Origin of the sequence: Psychrobacillus sp. L3, from assembly GCF_042945595.1 — a bacterium.
Lineage (GTDB): Bacteria > Bacillota > Bacilli > Bacillales_A > Planococcaceae > Psychrobacillus.
Genome location: NZ_CP168493.1, coordinates 1,646,706 through 1,667,922, shown reverse-complemented (window position 1 = coordinate 1,667,922; position 21,217 = coordinate 1,646,706). Strand labels below are relative to the sequence as shown.

Sequence of the window (21,217 nt, the reverse complement as noted above, 5' to 3'; positions counted from 1 at the left end):
CCCCTATCTGACTTAATCTACTTTTTTCTCCACAAGAGAAAGTTTGCCATCTGAAATACCCTAAACTTCATCTGCATGCGCTACAACCTTTCTACTTGTGGTCACTAGTGTATATCAATCCAAGTTAAATCCTTGTTAAGAGAAATATTTCTTGAAAATCCAATGGAAAAAGGCTTTGAATAAGCGGTAAAAACCGTCATCCAAAGCCTTTTGTGTATCCTGTTAATCTATTTTAAAAATTAAAAACACGTACCACTGTTTTCATTGTTACGATAGCATCAATCTAATTATTTCTTTACTCGTAAACAACTGAGCTGTCTAAATGTTACTTATTGCTTTTTTCTGCTGCCACGGAATCTGTTACTATTTCAGCTTTCATAAGCTTTCCTTCTTTTTCAAGCTGAGCAATTAGTTCGTCTAACGTGACGCCTTTTTCTTTAGCCATTTCTTCTAAGTTGACAGGCTCACTGGATTTAGTTGTATCCCACATGTCGTTGTTGCTCGCAGCATATGCAGATCCTGTAACAACAGTTAACCCTAGCATAAGTGTAGCAATTGTTAATTTTTTCTTCATTTTAAATTCCTCCTAGAATGTTTTAACTTTTCTATCTTCTTCACAAGAGAATGCTTACCGTCGACTTCATCGGCATAGCCTGCAAACTTTCTACTTGATATCACCAGTTTATAACAAGTTATGTTAAATCCTTGTTAAGAGAAATACTTCTCAAAAATCGACAGGGAAAAAAGCTTTGAATACACGGTAATAACCGCCATTCAAAGCCTTTTACGTATCCTATTAATTTAATTTAAAGTAATCTTAAAACAAGTACCGCCGTTTTCATTGTCTGTAACTGCAATTTTTCCTTTGTGCTTATTTATGATGCTTTGCACAATTGAAAGACCCAATCCCACGCCTCCCACCTCACGAGAGCGTGAGGTATCCACTCGGTAAAACGGCTCAAATATAATCTTTTTCATCTCATCAGGGATTCCCATTCCTGTGTCTATGATTTCAATTTTCATCTGATTTTTCTCCGATTTACCTTTTATCATTACATTTCCCCCGTCAACATTGTATTTGATACTGTTTTCAACAATGTTATAAAACGCTCGATAAAGTAAGTCCGTATTTCCGTAAACAACTGTATCCTCGCAATCCAAAAATAGTTTCACATTTTTTTCATTAGCAATATGAGTAAGTTCGAATACAATATCTTCTAAAACATCCTTCAAGCAAATAGCTTCATACTCATATTCATCATTCATATTTGTCATATCTAAAAGGGTGAATACAAGCTCCGATAGTCGCTGCGTTTGCTTTTCAACTACGGTAATGAGTGCATCATATTCTTCCGTAGAGTGTGCGTTTTTCTTTTTAAATACATCCACCTTTGTTTTTAAAACCGCGAGTGGCGTTCGTAGCTCGTGGGCTGCGTTTACAGAAAAGCGGCTTTGCATCAAAAAAGCTTCGTTTAGCTTATAAGTCATTTCATTAAAAGATTGCGTAAGCTCAGCTATTTCATCATCGCTAGGTGGAATATCCATCGTTTCCGATAGATTCTGCACAGTTCTGTTCTTAATCTGACTATTTAGTATATCTAGTGGCTTTAACACTTTACCCGATACATAGTAAGTTAGTATGCCACCACCGACAATGATTAAAAACATATAAAAAACACTCTCAAACTGAAAGTCTATTCTTGCTTGTTGTGCAACTACAGTTGGTGTAGACATCATCGACGCTTGGAGATTGTCGACCACATCAATGTCGTCACTAATCTCTTGTGCTGGTAATACAGAGACTGCATCAATTCTCGTTGCCATTATACCTGCAGAAAAATTTAAAATTAATGTAAGTCCTACACAACAAATCGTTAATAAAATAACCATCATTGACGTAAGTCTCAATCGAATTGGCATTTTTTTAAACATCATGAATCACCATCATTTTTAGTAATAAAATATCCCTCACCAATCTTTGTACGTATTGGATCATAATCTAAAATAGCTTTCAGTTTTTTTCGTAGCGTTGCTATGTGAACTCGAATAGCACCACTAAAACTATCAGCATTTTGGTCCCAAACATGTTCAATCAATTCTTCTTGACTGACAACTCGTTCATGATTTAGCAGGAAGTATTCAAGTAAAGCAAATTCCTTTTTTGTAAGCATTAATTCATTTTCATCTATAAGTGCAATACGCTTTGACAAATCTATTTTTATATCCCCGCAAGACAAAAGATTGTTTTCTTGTACAAATTTCCACCTTAATAAATTTCTTATTCTTGCTTCCAATTCTGCAAAGTCGAATGGTTTAGTTAAATAATCATTAGCACCAATATCTAAACCTTTAACTTTGTCATTTACGCTACTTCTTGCACTAAGGATTAAGACTTTTACTTCTTTTTTTTCTTCTCTTATCTTATCTAAAACCTTTAATCCGTCCATTTTAGGAAGATTTAAGTCAAGTATAATTAAGTCATAAATTCCAACGTACGCCAGTTCATAAGCATCTTCGCCATTACTGCAGGTATCAACTGCATACCCTTCTATTCTAAGTCCCTCAGCGATAGCTTCCTGTAAATCCAACTCATCTTCAACTACAAGAATTCTCATATTGTAATCACCTCATTTTCATTATTTTAAATAGGTGTGTGTTAAATCTATGTTAAGCAATAATTATCAAGAAATAATTTTTATTCGCAAAGGAATACATCTATGGTCACTGATTTATGCTTTCAAGCGTTCAACACCTATAGTAGTGTTGCCTTGCATCTAAAATCCCAAGCGGATAACTTTTATAAAGACTGGCGTAAATTTACCCAGTGTTCCGTGAAATCGAATGTTAGAACATACGAAAACTATAGGGTGTGTTACTTTTCCACACTTGAACTTGAAGCGTATGTACATTGGTTCAACAATAGCAGATTACTTATCCGATTTGAAATTGAAAATGCTTTAATTCCGAATACATATAAAAGAGATGGATTTCCATCTCTTTTAACTTACTTTCTACTATTAATGTATCAAAGGTTTGCTTCAATTTGTGATGTAGGAAAAATACTTTTTCACTTCTTTAAGAAATAGGGTATGAAGAATTATAGTCATTATTACCAAAGCGTACGCTTCAATAAACTAATGGATCGCTTTTTCCCACTAGGTGATGCACAATGGATTTTTGTGATACTTATGACGACGTGCCCTCATGCTCATTTTTGATTTCCACTCTTTCTCTCCATCTTTCGGGTCGACGATTCTTAAGCCAAAAAATTTGTGCAGTAACATCCTGGGCTTGCAACTTTTAACACGTTTTACTATAACCATCTCTCCTACATGGTTCTTCCTCCAAGTTTCCTCTTCATTTTGTTACCCCATTAGCAAACATTTGACCTGTAACTGTAACCTTTCAATCCATCAAAGAAAATAGTAGTACAAACCATAGCTTAGGTTTGTACTACTATTTTTAGTATTTTTGCTATTTCTAACTATTGTTTATTTTCTTTAAAATTTCTAACGTATAGGTTTTAATGCAGTAGTCCAAGGTATAACTTGGTCTAACATTTGGTTCACTGACGCTACTTGAACGTCTGCCGGTTTAAATACATTACCGTTTTCGAAGTCAGTAAATAGTGATAATGCCGGATGTACACGAACATGCGCAACAAGTAATTCACTTAAAATACCGCGTAAATGTTCTGTTGCACGAGCCCCGCCTACTGAACCGTAAGATACTATACCAGCAGCTTTATTGTTCCATTCGTCACGTAAGTAATCTAAAGCATTTTTTAGTGCACCTGTGATTGAATGGTTGTATTCTTGAACGATGAATACAAATCCATCACAACTATTAATTTTTGATGACCAAGCTGCTGCGCCTGATGCATCACCACCGGGTTCACCTAATAGTGGTAATTTAAATTCTGCGATGTCAATGATTTCATATTCAGCGTCTCCACGTTTGTCTGCAAGTTCTTTTACCCATTTTCCTACTTGTGGACTAACGCGTCCTTCACGTGTACTTCCTAAAACAATCCCTATTTTTAACATGTCATTTCCTCCTGTTAGCTGGTCATTTGTGTTTGATCCGAATAATTTCTTAATAAAACTCATTATTTGACCTCATATTCTTTCGTAAATCTTTTTTGTTTCTTACTGTACCTATTTGCCTTACTAACTGCTCTATTTGTTCACGTTTTGGTTCTAAAAATGGTGGTAATAATAGTTTTTCACAATCTTTTTCGTAGGTCTCATCACCCATAAATCCTGTTCCTTCTCTTGCAAACTCAAACAAAATTAGTACAGCAACTGGTTCATAAAGCTATTCAAAGAAGTGACGATTTACATAACCCGATGCTTGAAATCCAATTCCTCAGGTCATTCCATCCATTTACCACTACACTATCCTCTACAAGAAAAGTAGCGTGATGAACTGCACCATTTCATTTTTTCCATTTATTAAAATCCCATTACGTTCTACAATAATTTGGCAGCGTTTATACATCACCCCCTTCAAATAAAAAAAAGTTCCTTCTGAATCAATTTCTTCAAAGCTGCAAGATTGTTTCTAACAATTGCTTGCAATATTTCAAATCTGCAAATTTAACAAAAATTGAACCTAACCTGCAAACGTATATTCAATTGGAATTGGACTTTTTCCCAAGAACCTCTTCATAAAACTCGTCTGAATTCAGTTGATACTGTTGATTTTCAAAATCTATGAACGATAGTATCTTTTGATGCCAGTATGGTCAACTTTTAGTCGGTCAAAACGTTTTTGATCAATAATTAAGTGTCACAACAGTCGGCACTCAGAATGTTGTTTTGGCAATCTTGTTTGAAAATGTATACAATTTGGAATTAATTAGGCAATAAAAGGACGTTTTTCAGTTCCAGCTCTTCCTTTCCCCAATTGCCTAGTCTCATTGAAACACTTAAATTCAGGATAGGTAACGACTTTATAATTTACATGTTGCAAGTTCAAAGATATCAGTGTAAATTTTACAATTTCATAAATTACTTTTAATTCTTTGTTAGATATCGAATAATCAGACAAAGATACTTTTTGATCGTTTTTCTTTTGCAAATTATTAAATTCAGTAATATGCTTTATCCCAGTTTTAATGAACCAATAGTTAAAATATCAAAAATCATATTCTTCGTCTTTTTTCGCACGAATAATCTCAAAAGCTTCAACGGTTAACATGGTATCTTCGACTAAGCGATCTAGACGGAAAAGAGTATCGTCATTCACTATTTCTTTACGTAAGAAATCTTTTCCCTCAATAAATACATACGTTGGAACAATGTGAGCTTTCATATATGCTAAGATTGGCTTTAATTGTTGCTCCACCATTAAATAGTGCTTCGATGTACCGGCAGTCACGACACTACTCACAACTTTATCACGGAAAGCGTTGACTGGAAGTAAGTCAAAGATATTTTTTAGTGTTGCTGGTATGGATGCTTGAAACGTTGGCGTACCAATAATAATGGCATCTGCTCCCATTATCGTCTCTGTAACGTATTTTGTATCTCCTTCATATTCAAAATAATTACGTCCATCACTAAATTCCAATTTATAGTCGGCCAAATCTAGTAGTGTGACTTCATGCTTTGGGAATTTATTTTCTAGTATTTCAATAACTTTCAACATTGCTGTTTTTGTTTTAGAGCCGACAATTGAGCCGGCTAAAGCTACTATTTTCATGTTAATCTCTCCTTCTTATTTGGATGTATATTTTTTAAGTGCTGGAATTATATCGTTTCCGATGATTTCGATGTTTTTCATAATTTTCTGGAAAGGTACACCACCAAAATCAATTTGTGCCATAAATCGTTGCATACCGTAAAGCTCATATTGGTAAAGTAGTTTTTCGACAATTTGTTGCGTGCTACCAACCATTAATGCATCACGTATATCAGATGATTGGGCGAATTGTTGCTTTGGATAACCTCCCCCTCGGATCGTTTGGAATCCACCATTAATATGGGGGTACATACCTTGTAATGCTTCTTTTGTTGAATCTGCTACGTAGAACAAGCTTGTCGTTCCAATTGGTAGTGCACTTGGATCATAGCCATTTCGCTCAGCTGCCTCACGATACGCATCAACAGATGGCTTAAAGTTGATTGCTGGTCCACCTAGGGTAGTCAGCATCATTGGAATCCCCATATAACCAGCTTTAATGGCACTTGCAGGTGGGCCACCTACAGCACGCCAAATCGGGAGTGAGCCCATTTTGGGTTGTGGCAGTATTTCTGCATTTGAAAGTGGAGGACGGAACTCGCCTTCCCATGTAACACGTTCTTCTTCGTTTATTTTTTTTAGTAGTTCTAATTTCTCTTCGAAAATTTTCTCATAATCTTGTAAATCCACGCCAAGTAAGTGATAGGCACCAACACGAGAGCCACGCCCAGCAATGATTTCTGCTCGACCGTCAGAAATTAAATCAATTGTGGCGAAGTCCTCATACACACGTACAGGATCAGATACACTCAGCACGGTTGCCGAGCTTGCAATTTTTATTTTACATGTTGCTTGTGCAATAGCACCTAAAATTACTGTATGAGCTTGAGTTGTAAAGTAGGTTTGATGACTTTCTCCTAAACCGAATACATCAATTCCTGCGTCCTCAGCAAGTTTTGCCATTTCAATTAATTCTTTAATACGTTGTTGTGCAGAAATACGTTCACCTGTTAGTGGGTTGGCAATGTGATCTCCTAATGAATATAGTCCAAATTCCATTCCTTTTGTCGGATTGATGCGATATTGTTCCATAATCAATTCTCCTCTATTGGTTGTAAGTTTTCTTCAATTTCAGCACGACGATCTTCTAGAAAAGGAGGTAAATCTAATGTTTGACCAAGTGTTTCGATATTTCCGTCGATTGTAAATCCTGGTCCATCTGTAGCAATTTCAAATAATATGCCATTTGATTCTCGGAAGTATAAGCTCTTAAAGTAGAAACGATCCACAATTCCAGATGACTGGAAACCATTTGCTCGTACTTGTTCATCCCAGTACGCAAGCTCTACATCGTCTTTGACACGAATCGCTAAATGATGGATACTACCTCGTCCTGGTTTTTCAGAAGGACCTTCTAAATATTTCACAACGATTTCTCCAAACACTTCGCCTTGTACTGATTGGAAAATGGCTTCATCTTTCGTACGTGATATTTCGGTATAGCCAAACATCTCTGTAAGCATACTCCCTAGTTTTTCAAGTCGGCGTACTGTTATTTCCACGGATCCCATGCCTTGAATTTGATGTTCAACGGGCACGTTTGATTTTTCCCATGTTTCCCATTGATTGATCTTTTGTCCGTTTGATACTAGAAGCACCATGAGTAAGCCTTCTTCATCTTCAAAGTGGAGGGCAGGACGGTTGGCGTACGATGTAATGTCACTATGCTGCACTTTGAATTCCTCAAAACGTGCTTTCCAATAGGTTAAGCTCACTTCTGATGGAACAAGTAAACCGATTTGGGTGATGCCGTTTGTGCCTCGGTGTGTGCGTCCAGCAATCGGAATTTCAAAGAAAGATAACTCTGTGCCGGGATTTCCAGTTTTATCTCCGTAAAATAAGTGATACATCGATGGATCATCTTGGTTCACCGTCATTTTCACACGACGTAAACCTAGTACATCACGATAAAAGTGGTTATTTTGTTTTGCATTTTTTGTAATCATTGAAATATGATGATGTCCTGAAATTGTGTACATAAGTTGTTCCTCCAATTCATCATTTGATTAGTCAAGTGATGAGATAAAAAAATTATTTCTTTGGCATTTTCTTTTTTTCGCTATTTTTTTGAACACGCGACATAAGTAAATACAACGTTTTTCGTTCTTCATCAGATAAACACTCATCAAAGAATGAGGATTGAAATTTAAGCTGAGCTTCAAATGCATTATCTAGTTTTTCCCGTCCTTTATTCGTTAACGAGATCTTTTTAGTTTTCCACTCTTGCTTACGTGCAATGAGTCCGTCTTTTTCAAGGCGAGCAAGCATACGCGAAATACCGCCTTGTGAAACTGTGACTTTCTCAGCTAGCTCACCTTGAGTTAATGGTTCATAAGTTGAAATTTGCATTAATACATCAAATTGTGCAGTCGTTAAATCAAATGGCTTTAAAAAATCATTTGATAGTAAGTTACTTTGATGTGTGAATCGAGAGAGTCTTAACCATATTAACGACCCGCGAGTATTTTGTTGCATATTGTTTGTCACTCCGTTTCTTCATCATCACTTTACTACTCAATTGATAATAATACAACAAAAATATCTCGAATTCGAATTATTTTTTTAAAAAAATTCAGTGATAATAAATAGAAAACAGATGCTTCTGACTTAGATTGTATCTTTTTAAATACAATAACAGATAAAAAGACCGCTAATCGAGCAGTCTTTCTACAAATAAAAACATTCGAAATCCAATTTTGTCCAATAGGTGGTAAAATGATTTTCTTTTTGCATTTTTGGTAATACTTAAATAGAGAGAGAATATAAAACTTTTTTTACCTATATCCTTTGCTTATTGTTTTTTGGAGCGTAGTGAAAACGTTAAACATCAAGTGAAATTCGACATTTTATTGACTAATACTGTCATTTAATGTACAGTTTAACTATCCATTATCCGAATATTTAGTGGATTGAGGGAGGAACGTCAATGCAACAGGGGAAAGTTAAATGGTTTAATAATGAAAAAGGCTATGGGTTTATCGAATACAATGATGGAGAAGACGTATTTGTCCATTTTACAGGTATTCAAGGAGATGGATTCCGAGCGTTGGAAGAAGGACAAGATGTATCTTTCGACATTGTTGAAGGTAACCGCGGACCTCAAGCTGCAAACGTATTTAAAAATAGTTAGAAACAGTTCTTCCCGCGACGAATGGTCGTGGGTCTTTTTTATTTAGAACAAAGATTCTCTCCTATTTCTCGAATTTCCTCTCCAACTGTACAACTATGAATACAAAAGTTATGTGCTGCTATCTTTCCTTTTTCTTTGCGAAAAAGGTCTTTTAAGTAACAACTTTCACAATATGTGGTTAATAAATAATCTATTTCACCGATTATTTGATTATTTTTCATACAAACTCTCCTCCCTACATTAAATTAGATTGTCCAATATCATATATTTTATTTGCAAGTGTGCAACATGTAGTTCAAACTAAAAAAGAACTAACCAAAACAAACTGTAAATAGGTGATAAAAAATGCTTGAAGTATATATTGATGGTTCAACAACTGGTAATCCTGGTCCAAGTGGTATAGGCGTCTTTATTAAAGGTGAAGGACATCATATTAAAATAAGCGAATTTATCGGTAGTTACACGAACCACACTACAGAATTTATCGCATTATTAAGAGGATTAGAAGAAGCACAAAAATTAACAAACTCTATCGTTTCGGCAAGGACTGATTCACAAATAGTTTGTGCTGCAGTCGAAAAAAGATATGCAAAAAATACAGAATTCGCTTCTATTTTAGTGAAAATACTAGTAATAATCGATACATTCGACTTGTTTTTTATTAAATGGATTCCAGATGAGCAAAATAAAGCAGCTCACGCATTAGCAAGAGAAGCCGTGCTAAAAAAACTACCTTGAGTAAAATAGGGCACTGAAAAAGTCCATATAATTTGGCTTTGTAATATAAGGCTTGCCAATAAGTTAGAAAAACGGAAGCGTCATTTAAGTGCATTTTGTCTTTACCAATTTCCAAGTGCTTTGGACTAAATATTAGCTTTTCTATTAACGAAGACTTTTATGGAGGACCTGGAAGTGAATGCGTCACTTCCAGGTCCTCTCTTTTCGGTAATCTTGTGGCGGTTGTTTGTCGGTCGCCATCTTGGAATATCTAGAGATATGGTGCATTTGGTTTGGTTAATGAGTGATTAGATACTTCCCTATTCTTTTAAAAGCTCGTTAGTATTAGTTTGAATCTCATTTTTATACGCAGATTCAATTGTCTCTTTTGTTCGGTTCATAAAACGTCGTACTACTTCGTCGTTACCAAATAACTGAAAAATTCCTAGTAATGGATTTTTAGGTTTATTTATCGATGTGTATATAAATTTTGTAATTGTGTCATTTTGTGCTTCTAATTCATAGTCAATTGTCATACGAAAACGATTATTCAATAGAAAACTTTCCTGAAAGTCTTTATAGTGGTGTTCGTTTACATACTTCTTAATCGTAATTTCATATTGTTCGGTTACTGAACCAATTTGATACGTTTGACAGATGATTGATCCAACTATCTGTTCTGTTTGTTGAGTAAATACTTCATCCATTACTTTTGGAAAAATCATTTTCTTTTTTTCTATATTCCCATAAAAAAACGGCCAAACGTATTCAATTGGTGCATGTATGGTAATTTCTTTTTTCCACTTTTTCATGTAATCATCCCTCCATTTTCAGCATCACTCTACCGAATGATATAACATATCATAACACAAAAAAACAGACTCTCGAATGAGAGTCTGTTAAAGTTTAGGTTTAAAATTAAGCTTTAACTACGTTAGTAGCTTGAAGACCACGTTGGCCTTGCTCGATTTCAAAAGTTACTTCTTGACCTTCGTCAAGAGATTTGAAACCTTCGCTTTGGATAGCTGAGAAATGTACGAATACATCGTCTCCGCCTTCGCGTTCGATAAATCCGAATCCTTTTTCTGAGTTAAACCATTTTACTTTACCTTGTTCCATGTGTATTTCCTCCTCGTATGCAGTTGTGCATACATTGTGTTACTATCCTTGCTCAACACTGTTAAGTAAAAGTGTTGCCACCTACTAACTAACCGAACAAAAATAATCCTCTTTAAATATAACATGGGTTTTTAATTAATGCAACCCTTTTGCTGATCAAAATTAATTACTTTCCAATAAAGCACCTATCGCTCCACTGTATCCATTTTTACCCAAAAAAACAGGCTTTTTATCTTTTAATTGTGTATAACTTCTTATTATTTCTTTTAGTAAATTGTTATTTTCTAATGTTGAACCAATATAGATAATACTATTTACATGATACGCGTCAGCTGCTTGGATGCATAACGAAGCTACAACCTCACCAATGATACCTTGTATGCCTGACAAATAATCTGCTTCACTTCTTTTTTCAGCCGTTTTTAACGCGACTCCACCAAAATTACTCGCAGTAAGCGACCCATTAATCGGTAATTTATTGCTTTCATAAATATCACTGACTAATATATCTATGGATGATCTATTTCCTATTTTAGATAGGTTAATCAACTCTTCATAACTAGATAATCCAGTTAATACTTGTCCCAGGCCAATGAACGTTCCACCACCGATTCCAGTTCCACCAAGCCTGCTATGTGAATTGGCATTCATAAGATGAATAGATGTCCCTGTGCCAATGTTTGCAATAATAGCCTTTTCACAATGAATATTTTGTTGTTTTAATTGATGCTTGACTCCCGCCATTGTTGCATCGAACTCCACAATATATGGAATATCTTTTTGTGAAATCAAATATTTCTTTAACTGCTCTGCACGACCACCAGTAAGGCAAATGGAAGCTAACGAGTGATTAGAATCGATCCAATCCTTTACTGCTTGAAAATTAGATGAAAGGAAGTTAAGTAATTGTAATTCCATTTTTTCATCCCAATAAGCTATCTTCGTTAACGTTCCACCTGCATCAATACCGATTTTTGTAGCCATAAAAATTCCCCTTTTATCTTATCCAAGAACCTACAATTGGATAATTAAATGTGCTTCCAGTAATCGCTTTAGCTATTCCGATAATCGGAACAACAAATGCCATTATACCAAAAATAATAATCATAGGGATACCGATTAAGAAAATTATTAAAATGGCAGAAATAAAAATCAAAGCGCCAATAACAAGTTGGAATAAAATCGCTTGTATCGAAAGCTTTTTTATTTCGTCATCGTCTACTATCAAAAATATAATAAATGGTACTAAAAACGGCGCAAACCATGTGCTAGCATGAATTAATATTTTTAAACCCGTGTTTTCCATATATGTCATACTCCTCTCCGTAAGTTAATACTATATACGCATTATTTCAGCATTCGTTTCACTTTACTCTTAAATTATTATTCTTGTAGACTGTTTCTCCCGCAACGATCGTTTCTACTATATTAGCTTTTAGAAGTGTTGTTGCATTTAACTCACTATCCACTATTGTGAAATCCGCATCAAATCCTTGGGCAATTTTCCCGCGTTCGTTTTCTTTTCCGATTGCTTTTGCACTTCCAGTTGTAAATAAGGAAATCGCTTCAAATACTGTAAGTGCCTGCTCAGGAAGGTATTTATTATTCACTGCGGCATCTATCCCCACAAGAGGATCTGCCATTTCTACAGGAGAATCAGATCCTCCTGAGCACTCGAATCCATAATTAATCAAGGATTTCCATGCATATGCCCATTTTAGTCGTTCTTTCCCCAGCCTTTCGATAACCCATGGAAAATCGGAAGGAACAAAAATTGGTTGGAGATCCAGTACTACGGGTAATTTCGCCATTCTTTCTACTAAGTCTTCTCGTAAAACATTCACATGAATTAATCTATCCTTTTTTCCAAATACTACAGGATATTTCTCGATTAAGTTTAGTATGATTTCAACTGCCGAATCTCCAATTACATGAACAGCGATCGTTTCACTATATTTTCTAGCGGTTTGCACCAATTGTTCTAGTTTTTCGGGATCATGTACTGCAACGCCTTTATTTCCAGGATCATCTGAATAGTCTTCTGACAACAACGCAGTACGCCCCCCCAAGGATCCATCGATAAATATTTTCATCGCACCGAATTCAATAAAGTCCGTCGGTTCCTCCCCCTGCATCTTCTCAAAAGCTTCATGATGTCTTAAAAGATGAGTACGAAAACTTTCACCTATAACTTCACGATATGCCTGTAAAGGGACTGTATAAGGTCCATAGTATGCCATATCCTCTGTGTGGACGCCTGTTAAACCCTTCGATTGTAAATCTGCTACACTATTTTTAATTACTTCTATTAAATACTCTGTAGTTGCTGGAGGTATTTTAGATGTAATTAACTGTTGTGCTTCATCATAAAACAATCCATTCAAATTACCTTCATTGTCTTTACCAATTATCCCACCAGTTGGATTTGGTGTATCTTTCGTAATTCCTGCTAGCTCCATTGTTTTGGAATTAGCAACTAATACATGTCTACATACTCTCTTTAATACGATAGGAGTCTCTTTCAATTGATCAAGGTCAAAACAAGTGATGGGTCTTTCCTCTATTAGTTTATTATCATTCCAACCTTCCGCTACGTACCATTCCCCTTTTTTAACTAGTCCTGCTACTTTATCCACAATTTCTTCAATAGAATTAATAATTGATAAATCAAGATATGCTAACTTTTCACCATGACCAATGAGATGAATATGACTATCGACAAAACCAGGATACATGGAAGCACCATTTAAGGATTTTACTTCTTCTGCAAGTGGTAATAATGTTTCTTCAGAGCCAGTTTTAATGATTTTTCCATCTTCTACTAAAACAGATTCTACTGTGTTCCCTTCTGATTGCATTGTAAAAATATGACCGTTCGTCCAAAGTGTTTTCATTTTTCTCCATCCTTTTATGTGAAGGTAAGATTCAGTGTATATATTCTATAAATATTAGTTTTAAGTTTTTAGTGCCCCGTTTTTCTGGGTGGTTTGGTTATTTTAATAAGTTATTAATATCTTCAACTGGTGATTCTAATTTCATTTGTTCTAGTTGTAGTTTCATTTTTTCCGTTTCAATCACAAAGTTTTCATACTTTAACTTCTCTAATTCCAGTTCAGCATTCACTCTTTGCCCTTTTATTTGTTCTTTATGTTCAAAATGTTTTGTGATAACTTTTATTATTGGAACTGAAAAAATAAGAATAACTGCAATCATACCAGTCATAGCAATGTCCTCACTTCATAAGTATTTGAATATTATCAGTATACATTAAACAGTATTTTGTAGTAACCATTCATTTGCTAACACATCTGTTGATTAACCACTTACTTACAAAATATACTTGTTAGTAAAGCATAAAAGTCTCCATTTGCATCTGTACCTTTTCGGTTCGCTTAGGACGAAATGATCACTACATCATAACCGTTGAATAGGGATGGGTGGATATTTGTCTGTCGCTTCCCTAAAACACCCAAGAGAAAAATACTTTTTTGGAAAATGAGAGAATAGCTGCCGTTCTACGTAGGTTGCAAGTTCCCGAAGATGCAATTTCGGGAACTCTACACTTTTTTACAATTCGTTCCTTGCTTATTTTTGCTAAGAATTACTAGTCATATGGAGATGCTGTGTAAAAAGTGATCCTTCTTTCAAATCTAAAAAAAAACGGAAACACTTTAGAGATGGGCTGAGCAACCAAAATTGCATCTTTGGCTGCTTATTCTATGAATAAGAAAGTGGATATTCTTTCATTCCCAAAAGCTTTGGCAATTGGTTTATTTGTGTTTGCGGAGAGCGCTGGACGAATGACTACCACACAATTACCGGAAAAAATGCGGAGGGATGCGACAAAATCGCATCCCTCCGCATTCAGAAATCTAGATAAAGGTGCAGTAATCGTTCAGTCCAAAGTAATCCAAAAGCGACTACATATCGAGGTATTAGTTTTTTTCACTAAATTACCCAGTAACTAATTGGATATTTTTAGTTAATCAACACATGTCATTTGCTAACAATATAGTTGGTTCAAGTGCAATCTCTACATTACCTCTTAGAGCTTTACTAATCATACATGTCTGCTCTGCTTTTATAGCGACTTTTTCCATTGTTGCCTTGTCTTTTTCATTTCTTAATACGATAGTAGGACGATGAACAATTTTTTTATAAGTAAATATTCCATTTGTTACATCCACAGTTGCAGTAGAATCCATATATAAGGATTCTTTGGAAATATTACTTCTTTCCATCACTGCCGCAAGAGTAATAATATAACAAGTAGCCGCAGCACCTAGAAGCATTTCATCTGGATTCGTACCAATACCTGGACCATCCATTTCTGGAGGAATTGATATTTGCGTTTGCAAATTTTTCATTTGAATTTCCCCTATATCATTTCGATCACCTGGCCATTTTGCTTTTAAATGAAAAAAATGCTCTGCCATGATTTCATCCCCTTTAATGTATACTTTATTGGAATATCGCATAATTTCCAGTATGATAGAAATAGGAAAGTAGGCGATAATGTTGTTAAAGAATTATGGAAGAATTGCTGGAATCACCATTATCATATCATTATTTTTACTTATTTTTGGTGTTAAATATGTGTTAGGCCAAGATTTAGTGATCAGAAATTTCATTGCATTTGCAATCATTTCTGTTTTAGTAGGAACTCTTACAGGTGCTTTGTTATTTTATAAACTGAAAATAGCGTATTATATTTTTACAACTGGATTACTAATCGGTTTTATCGAACTTTTCCGCTCCTTTATTTCCGGGAAGGAAGGATGGGGGGACTTAGTTGGAATTCTATCCTTGTTTATATTTACCTCATTTGGATTAGTTATCGGTCTAATTATAGAAGGTATCTTGTTTCTCGTGAAAAAAAACAAGTAAAAAAGAAGTTTTTCCGCGTTTGTTAGCGAGAAAAACTTCTTTCTTTTATTTCTTACGAAGAAAGTTCCAAATAACAACACTAATTAATAAAATTTGTGGGATAACGGTTTCCCATGTTGGATAAAAGCCAATGGAACTAATGACGGATAAATGATCCACTGTTGTCATTGGGATTACACTTCTTAGTTGTAAAGTATGCACGCTAACTCCTATAATTTTAAATGCCAAAATATAAATTAGTATAGTCGCTACGATAAAGAATCTATGAATCGGTATCTTTCCGCTTACTTTCATTAAAACAACCGCAAAAACAACTAAAATAACCAAAGCAATTAGGATACCAATACTTAACTCAAGCGTAGACATTTTTGGAGCAATACCTGCATAAAAAATAATTGTTTCTGCCCCTTCTCTAAATACAGATAGAAAACTGACAAATGCCATCGATAAGATACTACTGGTAGAGATTGCATGATTCATTTGGGTTTGTATATATTTATTCCACGCGGTAATACTAGATTTATTATGTAACCAAACCCCGACTCCTATCATTAGGACCGCAGCACCTAACCCTACATATCCTTCCATCAATTCCCGACTCGTTCCCGCAGAAACCGATTGTAGAATACTAGAAAGAATAATAGCAGCAATTGCGCTCACAACCAAACCTGCAAATGCCCCTAAATAAATCCACTTTTTCTGATTGCCTTGGTTTGCCTTTTTTAAGAAAGCAAGCAATGCGATAATGATGAGTAATGCTTCCAAACCTTCACGAAGTAATATTAAGGCAGAATCCCAATAAGTATAGTCTGAAGTAGTTTGCATTAGTTCAATCTCTTGAATAAATGAATTAATTGAATTAGTTACTTTCTGTTTATCAACTGAATCTTTTGAAAGATCACTTACTAGAAGAGGAATATTACTTTCTATTTTCGTATAAAGGCCAGCATTTTTTGTCCGTATATCTCCTTCAACGTTTGGCCAAATTTCAATAAACTTCAATAATTCATTTGCAGCTTCATCAAAAGATCCTTCGTTAATTTGATATTTACTTTCTTTCAGTAAACCAATAAGGGTAGCTAAAGAATAATTTCCGGTAGTACCCTGCACTTCTTTATTAGCAACAAAGTCATTTATTGCTTTAATTAATGCATTAAACTGTCCTTGAAGTTGGTTTACATCCAATTTGTCTTCTGCTAACGTAATTCGCATAAAAGCTACTTGAGTTTCTATTTTTCCGTAACTTGCAATATCCAACTCTCTAACCGGACGTTCATTTTTTTTCCAAGAAGCTAAAAACTTGGAGTATCCTAGTAAAATATCATCTTTATCATTAGTTACAATAATGTCATTCATTTTATCAATTGCTGGTTGAATTTTTGTGCCAAAATTTGTTCGTTCCATTTTTTCATCTACTGGATTTTGTTCTTTTTCAAGTGCAGCTAAACCTTTTGCAAGTTGTTGTAAATTTGCTAAACGCTCATCTGTGTTTTTAGAATTAAATGCACGAGTATAAGCATCATTAATATGTTTAACCGCTTCACTATCCGGAACATTCATTTCTTTCCATTGTTTATCAAACGATTTAAGTGCGTCTTTAGCCTTTGTATTTTCTTCATTTTTGGATTCCATAATGGCATCACTAATCGTAATATACAATTCACCAACTGTAGTAGTAGCTTGAGCAGGCACTGAACGCACAACAAATAATATGCAAACTACACATAATACAATAGATAATTTATGCTTTAAAAAGTGATTCACCAATAAAACTCCCTTTTTGAATACCAGGGAAACACGCGAAAATTGCACTGCCTCGATGGGTAATATATTCATTTAATTTATCTACACGACCTAAACTATTTTGTATGTTAATAAATTGCTTTGGATCCTTTTGGAAGGAAATAAATAGAAGCCCTGCATCAAAAATACCTGTCTTCGGATCTATTCCACTTGAATATGAAAATGATCTTCTTAACAATCGATCCTTTACTTGTTTAGCTAAATGCACGTGAGATGTGATTGGGACAACTGGCTTACCGTTCGAATCAGTACGAGAAAGCTCCATATCTTCATGTTCGCCTTTTTTCCCAAGCGGGGCGCCGCTATCACGATGACGCCCAAAAGTTGCTTCCTGATCCCCTAAAGCTGTTCGATCCCAAGTTTCTAAATGTGTCTGAACTTTTCTTGTTACTAAATATGTTCCACCAGTCATCCATGAAACAGAATCATTTGGTTGAACCCAAACAACTTCGTTCATCTCTTTTTTACTTTTCACATCTGGATTTCCAGTGCCGTCTTTAAAAGCAAATAGATTTCTCGGCGTATTTTTTTTATTTCCTTGTGGAAATGAGTTAAAGCCTGCTTGGGTCCATTTTAACGTTACTTTTCCTGAAGCAGCACGCACAAGATTTCGAACAGCATGAAACGCAACTTGTGGATCTTCTGCACAAGCTTGAATACATATATCGCCAGCTGAAAAGTTTTCATCCAACTGATCTTTTGGAAAATGCGGTAATTGTACTAATTCTTTTGGCTTAAGATTTTTTATACCTAGTTCTGACTTCTCGAACAGAGTTGGTCCTACTCCAAAAGTTAAAGTTAAATTAGAGGCAGAAAGACCAACTGCTTCTCCGGTGTCTTTTGCTGCAACAAAGTAATTAGTAGTAGGTTCTCCGATTTCTTCCCCGTTCATCATTTTTACTGCCATTGGAGTCCACATTTTAAATAATTCTTTTAACTCCTCTTTTGATGTTGCAATAACATTTAATGATGCGAAGTAAATATGCTGTTGAACTTCTGTAATTATACCCGCTTGATTGTTACCATAAAAAGGAATTTTGTTTGAAACGGACAAATTATCTTCCACAACCGAGTAACCTAGAGAATTAGCAACTGAACCAAATCCAGTTGCACCAATCAATACTCCAGCAGCACCTACTCCTGTTAGCTTAAGCATTTGTCTTCGATTCATTTTCTTATTCGAAAAAGATTCTCTATTCTCTGTGTCCATCTATATCACTCCATAATAATTCCTATTTGACTTAATGGTTCCCCTAGTTGATTAACCGCTTCAGAAAGTGCTTTTGTATCTTCTTTTGTCAGCTTTTCGTATGAAATATATCCACCATTTCCATCTTCATACTTCGCCAAAAGGTTGTTAATATTAGCAAATTTTTGTTCCAATTCTTTCACTAAATCCGCATCTTTCCCACTGATTTGATCTTTTAATATCGTGAAGATCTTTTCTGCACCTTCAATATTCGCTTTAAAATCATACAAATCTGTATGGGAATAAATTTCTTCTTCACCAGTGATTTTAGAAGTAGAAACTTCATTTAACAGATCAACAGCACCAGTAATCATTAAATCAGGTGTAACATCAACTGTTTCAACACGTGCACGAAGTTCTTTTGCGTCTTTTAATAATTGATCCGCGACTTCTTCGTATCCTTTTGTCGTGTTTTCAACCCACAGTCCATATTCAATCTTATGATAACCTGACCAATCTTTTTTCGTTTTCCCTTCATCCTCTAAATCCGCAAGTCTTGCATCAATACGTGGATCTAAATCTCCAAAACTTTCAGCAATTGGTTCTGAACGTTCAAAGAACATACGTGCGTTAGGATAAATTTCTTTCGCCTTTTCAATATCTCCAGCTTTTACTGCATCTACAAATTTCTCTGTTTCGGTAACAAATTGATCTATCTGATCAATCGCAAATGATTTATAACTATCCAATTCTTTGTCCAGTTGAACCGTGTTACCACTCGATTTATCTACTACATCTGACTTTTCTGAAGAGTTCCCACAACCAGTAAGTAAAATACCAGTTGCAATCAATGAAGTAATAATAGTTGTTTTTTTCATTTGTATCCCACTTTCTATATATATATCTCTTTAACAATGATAATCATTTTCAGTTAAATGTCAATAAACTTCTCAAAAAAGTGGCTTTAGCTTTTAAACTAAAACCACTCTTAAACATTTATTTAGAAAAAACGGTTTTATTTCTTCCTTTTGCTTTTGCATCGTATAAAGCTTCGTCGACTCGATGCATAAAGTCACTTAAAGTTTCTTCCTTTAAATCATATTCACCAATACCTGAAGAAATAGTTATTTTTCTCTTTATTGGCGGCATGCTCATCTCTATATCTGTTCTTAATTTTTCTGCCATTACGTATGCCTCTTGAATGGTTGCATCCGGTAATACAATTAGAAATTCTTCTCCACCTAGTCTAATACAGATTCCTTTGTCAATTGAAATAGACGTTATTCGATTTGCCAAAAATTTTAATACCTCATCTCCAGCATGATGACCAAACTCGTCATTTACTTTTTTGAAGTGGTCAATATCAATCATAATCATGGAGAATAGCTTATTTTGATCAAGTAAATCTGTAAATAATAGTTCCAAGTATCTTCTATTTCTAAGTCCAGTTAAAGCATCAGTTAATGACTGATGTTTAAAGTCAGCTAACGTTTCTTCTTGCTTTTTGCGATAACTTTCAATTGTTTCTGAAAGTTGTTTTGCTTCGAAATACCAAGTTGAAATCTTCGGTTTTTCATAGTTTTGGTCATCTACATTAGAATTCATTGTAAATAAAGCTAAGTTTTTTAATGGTGCGGCTAGTTTTTCTGATAGCAAGAATGCTAAAAGATAGAATACTATAACAAAGGGCATTGTATAGAAAAACATTTTTTGCATAATACCACTTAATGGATTTAAACTACTCTTGTAAGGGGTTTGTGAAACAACACCCCAATCACTTGCTTTAATAAAAGAAAATCCTGCAAGTACACGCTGTCCTTGCGTATTGAAAATTTCTCTTGCACCAGATTGCTTTTTCATTAAATCATGAACAACTTTATTTTTTCTAACATTTTCACCAATTCTATTAATATCAGGATGATAAATTAAAGTTCCTTCTTTATCTACTACAAATACATAGGAACCATCTTCACTAAAGTGTTTTGCCAAGATATCTTTAATGAAATTTTCTTCCTCCAAATAAATAGTGCCATTTAACATTCCAAGGTAGTTATTTTTATCATCAAATAACGGAGTTGAAACTAAAATTAGTAGTCTACCAGTGACGGCTCTATATGGACTAGAAATAATATTTGCTTTTTTGCTTAGTGCTTCAAGTACCCCAGGCGATTCTATTTTGTTACCAGCAATTCCTATGTTCGGAGATGTAGCTATCGCAACAGCATCACTACCTATAACAGAAAGTGAGTTAAAGTTTTTACCACTTATCAATAACTGATCTAATATTTTGGTAAGCTCCCTAGGGTCATCCATATTTTCAATTACATCCGGTTTTCTTGCTTCTAAATTTGCTTGCATCGACTCAAAAACTTCTTGCGTAAGCTGAGCAAGTTTTAACGAGTATACTTCATTTTGCTTTAAAGAATTTTCTATTAAACTTTTCTTCGTTACTATATAACTTGAAAAAAATGAGCTTATTAATATTGCAATTAATGAAAAAGAAATAAGGGTAAGTATCCAAAATCTAAGAGTTTTAATCATTTTTCCTCCAAAAAAAAAAGAATATAAGCACATTATACCACTAAAAAAGTCATTTAAACGATAAAAAAAAGCTTTCACTAAGTTAT

Annotated in this window: 25 protein-coding genes; 4 read left to right on the top strand and 21 right to left on the bottom strand. The window is 34.7% G+C overall.

The window, feature by feature from the left end; genetic code table 11:
- Positions 1 to 325 precede the first annotated feature (325 nt).
- From ACEPXD_RS07920 to ACEPXD_RS07880, 9 genes are all read right to left on the bottom strand, one after another.
- Entirely contained in the window at positions 326 to 574 is a 249-nt protein-coding gene (locus ACEPXD_RS07920; protein WP_391122025.1) for a hypothetical protein, read from the bottom strand.
- A gap of 227 nt (positions 575 to 801) precedes the next feature.
- The gene (locus tag ACEPXD_RS07915) at positions 802 to 1,935 is read right to left on the bottom strand and encodes a sensor histidine kinase (protein WP_391122022.1); all 1,134 of its coding nucleotides are present in this window, start codon (positions 1,933 to 1,935) and stop codon (positions 802 to 804) included.
- The gene (locus ACEPXD_RS07910; protein ID WP_391122019.1) at positions 1,932 to 2,615 is read right to left on the bottom strand and encodes a response regulator transcription factor; all 684 of its coding nucleotides are present in this window, start codon (positions 2,613 to 2,615) and stop codon (positions 1,932 to 1,934) included. The genes ACEPXD_RS07915 and ACEPXD_RS07910 overlap by 4 nt, the downstream gene beginning before the upstream one ends.
- 894 nt (positions 2,616 to 3,509) lie before the next feature.
- A complete protein-coding gene (locus tag ACEPXD_RS07905; protein WP_391122016.1) occupies positions 3,510 to 4,109 on the bottom strand; it encodes an NADPH-dependent FMN reductase in 600 nt (199 codons plus the stop codon).
- Positions 4,096 to 4,290, bottom strand: coding sequence for a hypothetical protein (locus ACEPXD_RS07900; RefSeq protein ID WP_391122013.1), 195 nt, complete (start codon positions 4,288 to 4,290; stop codon positions 4,096 to 4,098). Before ACEPXD_RS07900 ends, ACEPXD_RS07905 begins: the two co-directional genes overlap by 14 nt.
- Before the next feature lie 849 nt (positions 4,291 to 5,139).
- Entirely contained in the window at positions 5,140 to 5,706 is a 567-nt protein-coding gene (locus tag ACEPXD_RS07895) for an NADPH-dependent FMN reductase (RefSeq protein WP_391122010.1), read from the bottom strand.
- A gap of 15 nt (positions 5,707 to 5,721) precedes the next feature.
- Positions 5,722 to 6,777 (bottom strand): LLM class flavin-dependent oxidoreductase, encoded by a 1,056-nt coding sequence (locus ACEPXD_RS07890; RefSeq protein ID WP_391122007.1) that lies wholly within the window; start codon positions 6,775 to 6,777, stop codon positions 5,722 to 5,724.
- A gap of 2 nt (positions 6,778 to 6,779) precedes the next feature.
- Positions 6,780 to 7,724 carry a ring-cleaving dioxygenase gene (locus ACEPXD_RS07885; protein ID WP_391122003.1) on the bottom strand — a complete coding sequence of 315 codons (945 nt, stop codon included), beginning with the start codon at positions 7,722 to 7,724 and terminating at the stop codon, positions 6,780 to 6,782.
- A 52-nt stretch (positions 7,725 to 7,776) separates the two neighbouring features.
- A complete protein-coding gene (locus tag ACEPXD_RS07880; RefSeq protein ID WP_391123099.1) occupies positions 7,777 to 8,220 on the bottom strand; it encodes a MarR family winged helix-turn-helix transcriptional regulator in 444 nt (147 codons plus the stop codon).
- 451 nt (positions 8,221 to 8,671) lie between these two features.
- On the opposite strand from ACEPXD_RS07880, the gene ACEPXD_RS07875 reads away from it, so the two are divergent.
- Positions 8,672 to 8,875, top strand: coding sequence for a cold-shock protein (locus tag ACEPXD_RS07875; RefSeq protein ID WP_151699788.1), 204 nt, complete (start codon positions 8,672 to 8,674; stop codon positions 8,873 to 8,875).
- 38 nt (positions 8,876 to 8,913) lie between these two features.
- Here the strand turns inward: ACEPXD_RS07875 and ACEPXD_RS07870 are convergent, their stop codons facing one another.
- On the bottom strand, positions 8,914 to 9,096 hold the full coding sequence (locus ACEPXD_RS07870; protein ID WP_391121999.1) for a zinc-finger domain-containing protein: 183 nt from the start codon (positions 9,094 to 9,096) through the stop codon (positions 8,914 to 8,916).
- Between the two features lie 124 nt (positions 9,097 to 9,220).
- On the opposite strand from ACEPXD_RS07870, the gene ACEPXD_RS07865 reads away from it, so the two are divergent.
- On the top strand, positions 9,221 to 9,613 hold the full coding sequence (locus tag ACEPXD_RS07865; RefSeq protein WP_391121996.1) for a reverse transcriptase-like protein: 393 nt from the start codon (positions 9,221 to 9,223) through the stop codon (positions 9,611 to 9,613).
- A gap of 299 nt (positions 9,614 to 9,912) precedes the next feature.
- On the opposite strand, the gene ACEPXD_RS07860 is transcribed toward ACEPXD_RS07865, so the two are convergent.
- The 6 genes from ACEPXD_RS07860 to ACEPXD_RS07835 form a co-directional block, all read right to left on the bottom strand.
- Positions 9,913 to 10,404: a hypothetical protein gene (locus ACEPXD_RS07860; RefSeq protein WP_391121993.1), complete on the bottom strand. Its 492-nt coding sequence runs from the start codon at positions 10,402 to 10,404 to the stop codon at positions 9,913 to 9,915.
- Between the two features lie 106 nt (positions 10,405 to 10,510).
- Positions 10,511 to 10,711: a cold-shock protein gene (locus ACEPXD_RS07855; RefSeq protein ID WP_053589685.1), complete on the bottom strand. Its 201-nt coding sequence runs from the start codon at positions 10,709 to 10,711 to the stop codon at positions 10,511 to 10,513.
- Between the two features lie 162 nt (positions 10,712 to 10,873).
- Positions 10,874 to 11,695 (bottom strand): type II pantothenate kinase, encoded by an 822-nt coding sequence (gene coaW / locus ACEPXD_RS07850; RefSeq protein ID WP_391121988.1) that lies wholly within the window; start codon positions 11,693 to 11,695, stop codon positions 10,874 to 10,876.
- Positions 11,696 to 11,708: 13 nt separating this feature from the next.
- Entirely contained in the window at positions 11,709 to 12,017 is a 309-nt protein-coding gene (locus tag ACEPXD_RS07845; RefSeq protein ID WP_391121985.1) for a DUF4870 domain-containing protein, read from the bottom strand.
- Between the two features lie 58 nt (positions 12,018 to 12,075).
- A complete protein-coding gene (locus ACEPXD_RS07840) occupies positions 12,076 to 13,605 on the bottom strand; it encodes an amidohydrolase (RefSeq protein WP_391121982.1) in 1,530 nt (509 codons plus the stop codon).
- Positions 13,606 to 13,702: 97 nt separating this feature from the next.
- Positions 13,703 to 13,933 (bottom strand): hypothetical protein, encoded by a 231-nt coding sequence (locus ACEPXD_RS07835; RefSeq protein ID WP_391121979.1) that lies wholly within the window; start codon positions 13,931 to 13,933, stop codon positions 13,703 to 13,705.
- A gap of 497 nt (positions 13,934 to 14,430) precedes the next feature.
- Between ACEPXD_RS07835 and ACEPXD_RS07830 the strand changes: the two genes are divergently transcribed.
- Positions 14,431 to 14,679 (top strand): hypothetical protein, encoded by a 249-nt coding sequence (locus tag ACEPXD_RS07830; RefSeq protein WP_391121976.1) that lies wholly within the window; start codon positions 14,431 to 14,433, stop codon positions 14,677 to 14,679.
- A gap of 18 nt (positions 14,680 to 14,697) precedes the next feature.
- On the opposite strand, the gene ACEPXD_RS07825 is transcribed toward ACEPXD_RS07830, so the two are convergent.
- Positions 14,698 to 15,147 (bottom strand): OsmC family protein, encoded by a 450-nt coding sequence (locus ACEPXD_RS07825; protein ID WP_391121973.1) that lies wholly within the window; start codon positions 15,145 to 15,147, stop codon positions 14,698 to 14,700.
- Positions 15,148 to 15,226: 79 nt separating this feature from the next.
- On the opposite strand from ACEPXD_RS07825, the gene ACEPXD_RS07820 reads away from it, so the two are divergent.
- Positions 15,227 to 15,598 carry a hypothetical protein gene (locus tag ACEPXD_RS07820; protein ID WP_391121971.1) on the top strand — a complete coding sequence of 124 codons (372 nt, stop codon included), beginning with the start codon at positions 15,227 to 15,229 and terminating at the stop codon, positions 15,596 to 15,598.
- Between the two features lie 45 nt (positions 15,599 to 15,643).
- Here the strand turns inward: ACEPXD_RS07820 and ACEPXD_RS07815 are convergent, their stop codons facing one another.
- From ACEPXD_RS07815 to ACEPXD_RS07800, 4 genes are all read right to left on the bottom strand, one after another.
- On the bottom strand, positions 15,644 to 17,362 hold the full coding sequence (locus ACEPXD_RS07815) for an FTR1 family iron permease (RefSeq protein WP_391121968.1): 1,719 nt from the start codon (positions 17,360 to 17,362) through the stop codon (positions 15,644 to 15,646).
- The gene (gene efeB / locus ACEPXD_RS07810) at positions 17,340 to 18,611 is read right to left on the bottom strand and encodes an iron uptake transporter deferrochelatase/peroxidase subunit (RefSeq protein ID WP_391121965.1); all 1,272 of its coding nucleotides are present in this window, start codon (positions 18,609 to 18,611) and stop codon (positions 17,340 to 17,342) included. The genes ACEPXD_RS07815 and efeB overlap by 23 nt, the downstream gene beginning before the upstream one ends.
- A gap of 5 nt (positions 18,612 to 18,616) precedes the next feature.
- Positions 18,617 to 19,468 (bottom strand): iron uptake system protein EfeO, encoded by an 852-nt coding sequence (efeO, locus tag ACEPXD_RS07805; protein WP_391121962.1) that lies wholly within the window; start codon positions 19,466 to 19,468, stop codon positions 18,617 to 18,619.
- A 118-nt stretch (positions 19,469 to 19,586) separates the two neighbouring features.
- The gene (locus ACEPXD_RS07800; RefSeq protein ID WP_391121959.1) at positions 19,587 to 21,131 is read right to left on the bottom strand and encodes a sensor domain-containing diguanylate cyclase; all 1,545 of its coding nucleotides are present in this window, start codon (positions 21,129 to 21,131) and stop codon (positions 19,587 to 19,589) included.
- Positions 21,132 to 21,217 lie beyond the last annotated feature (86 nt).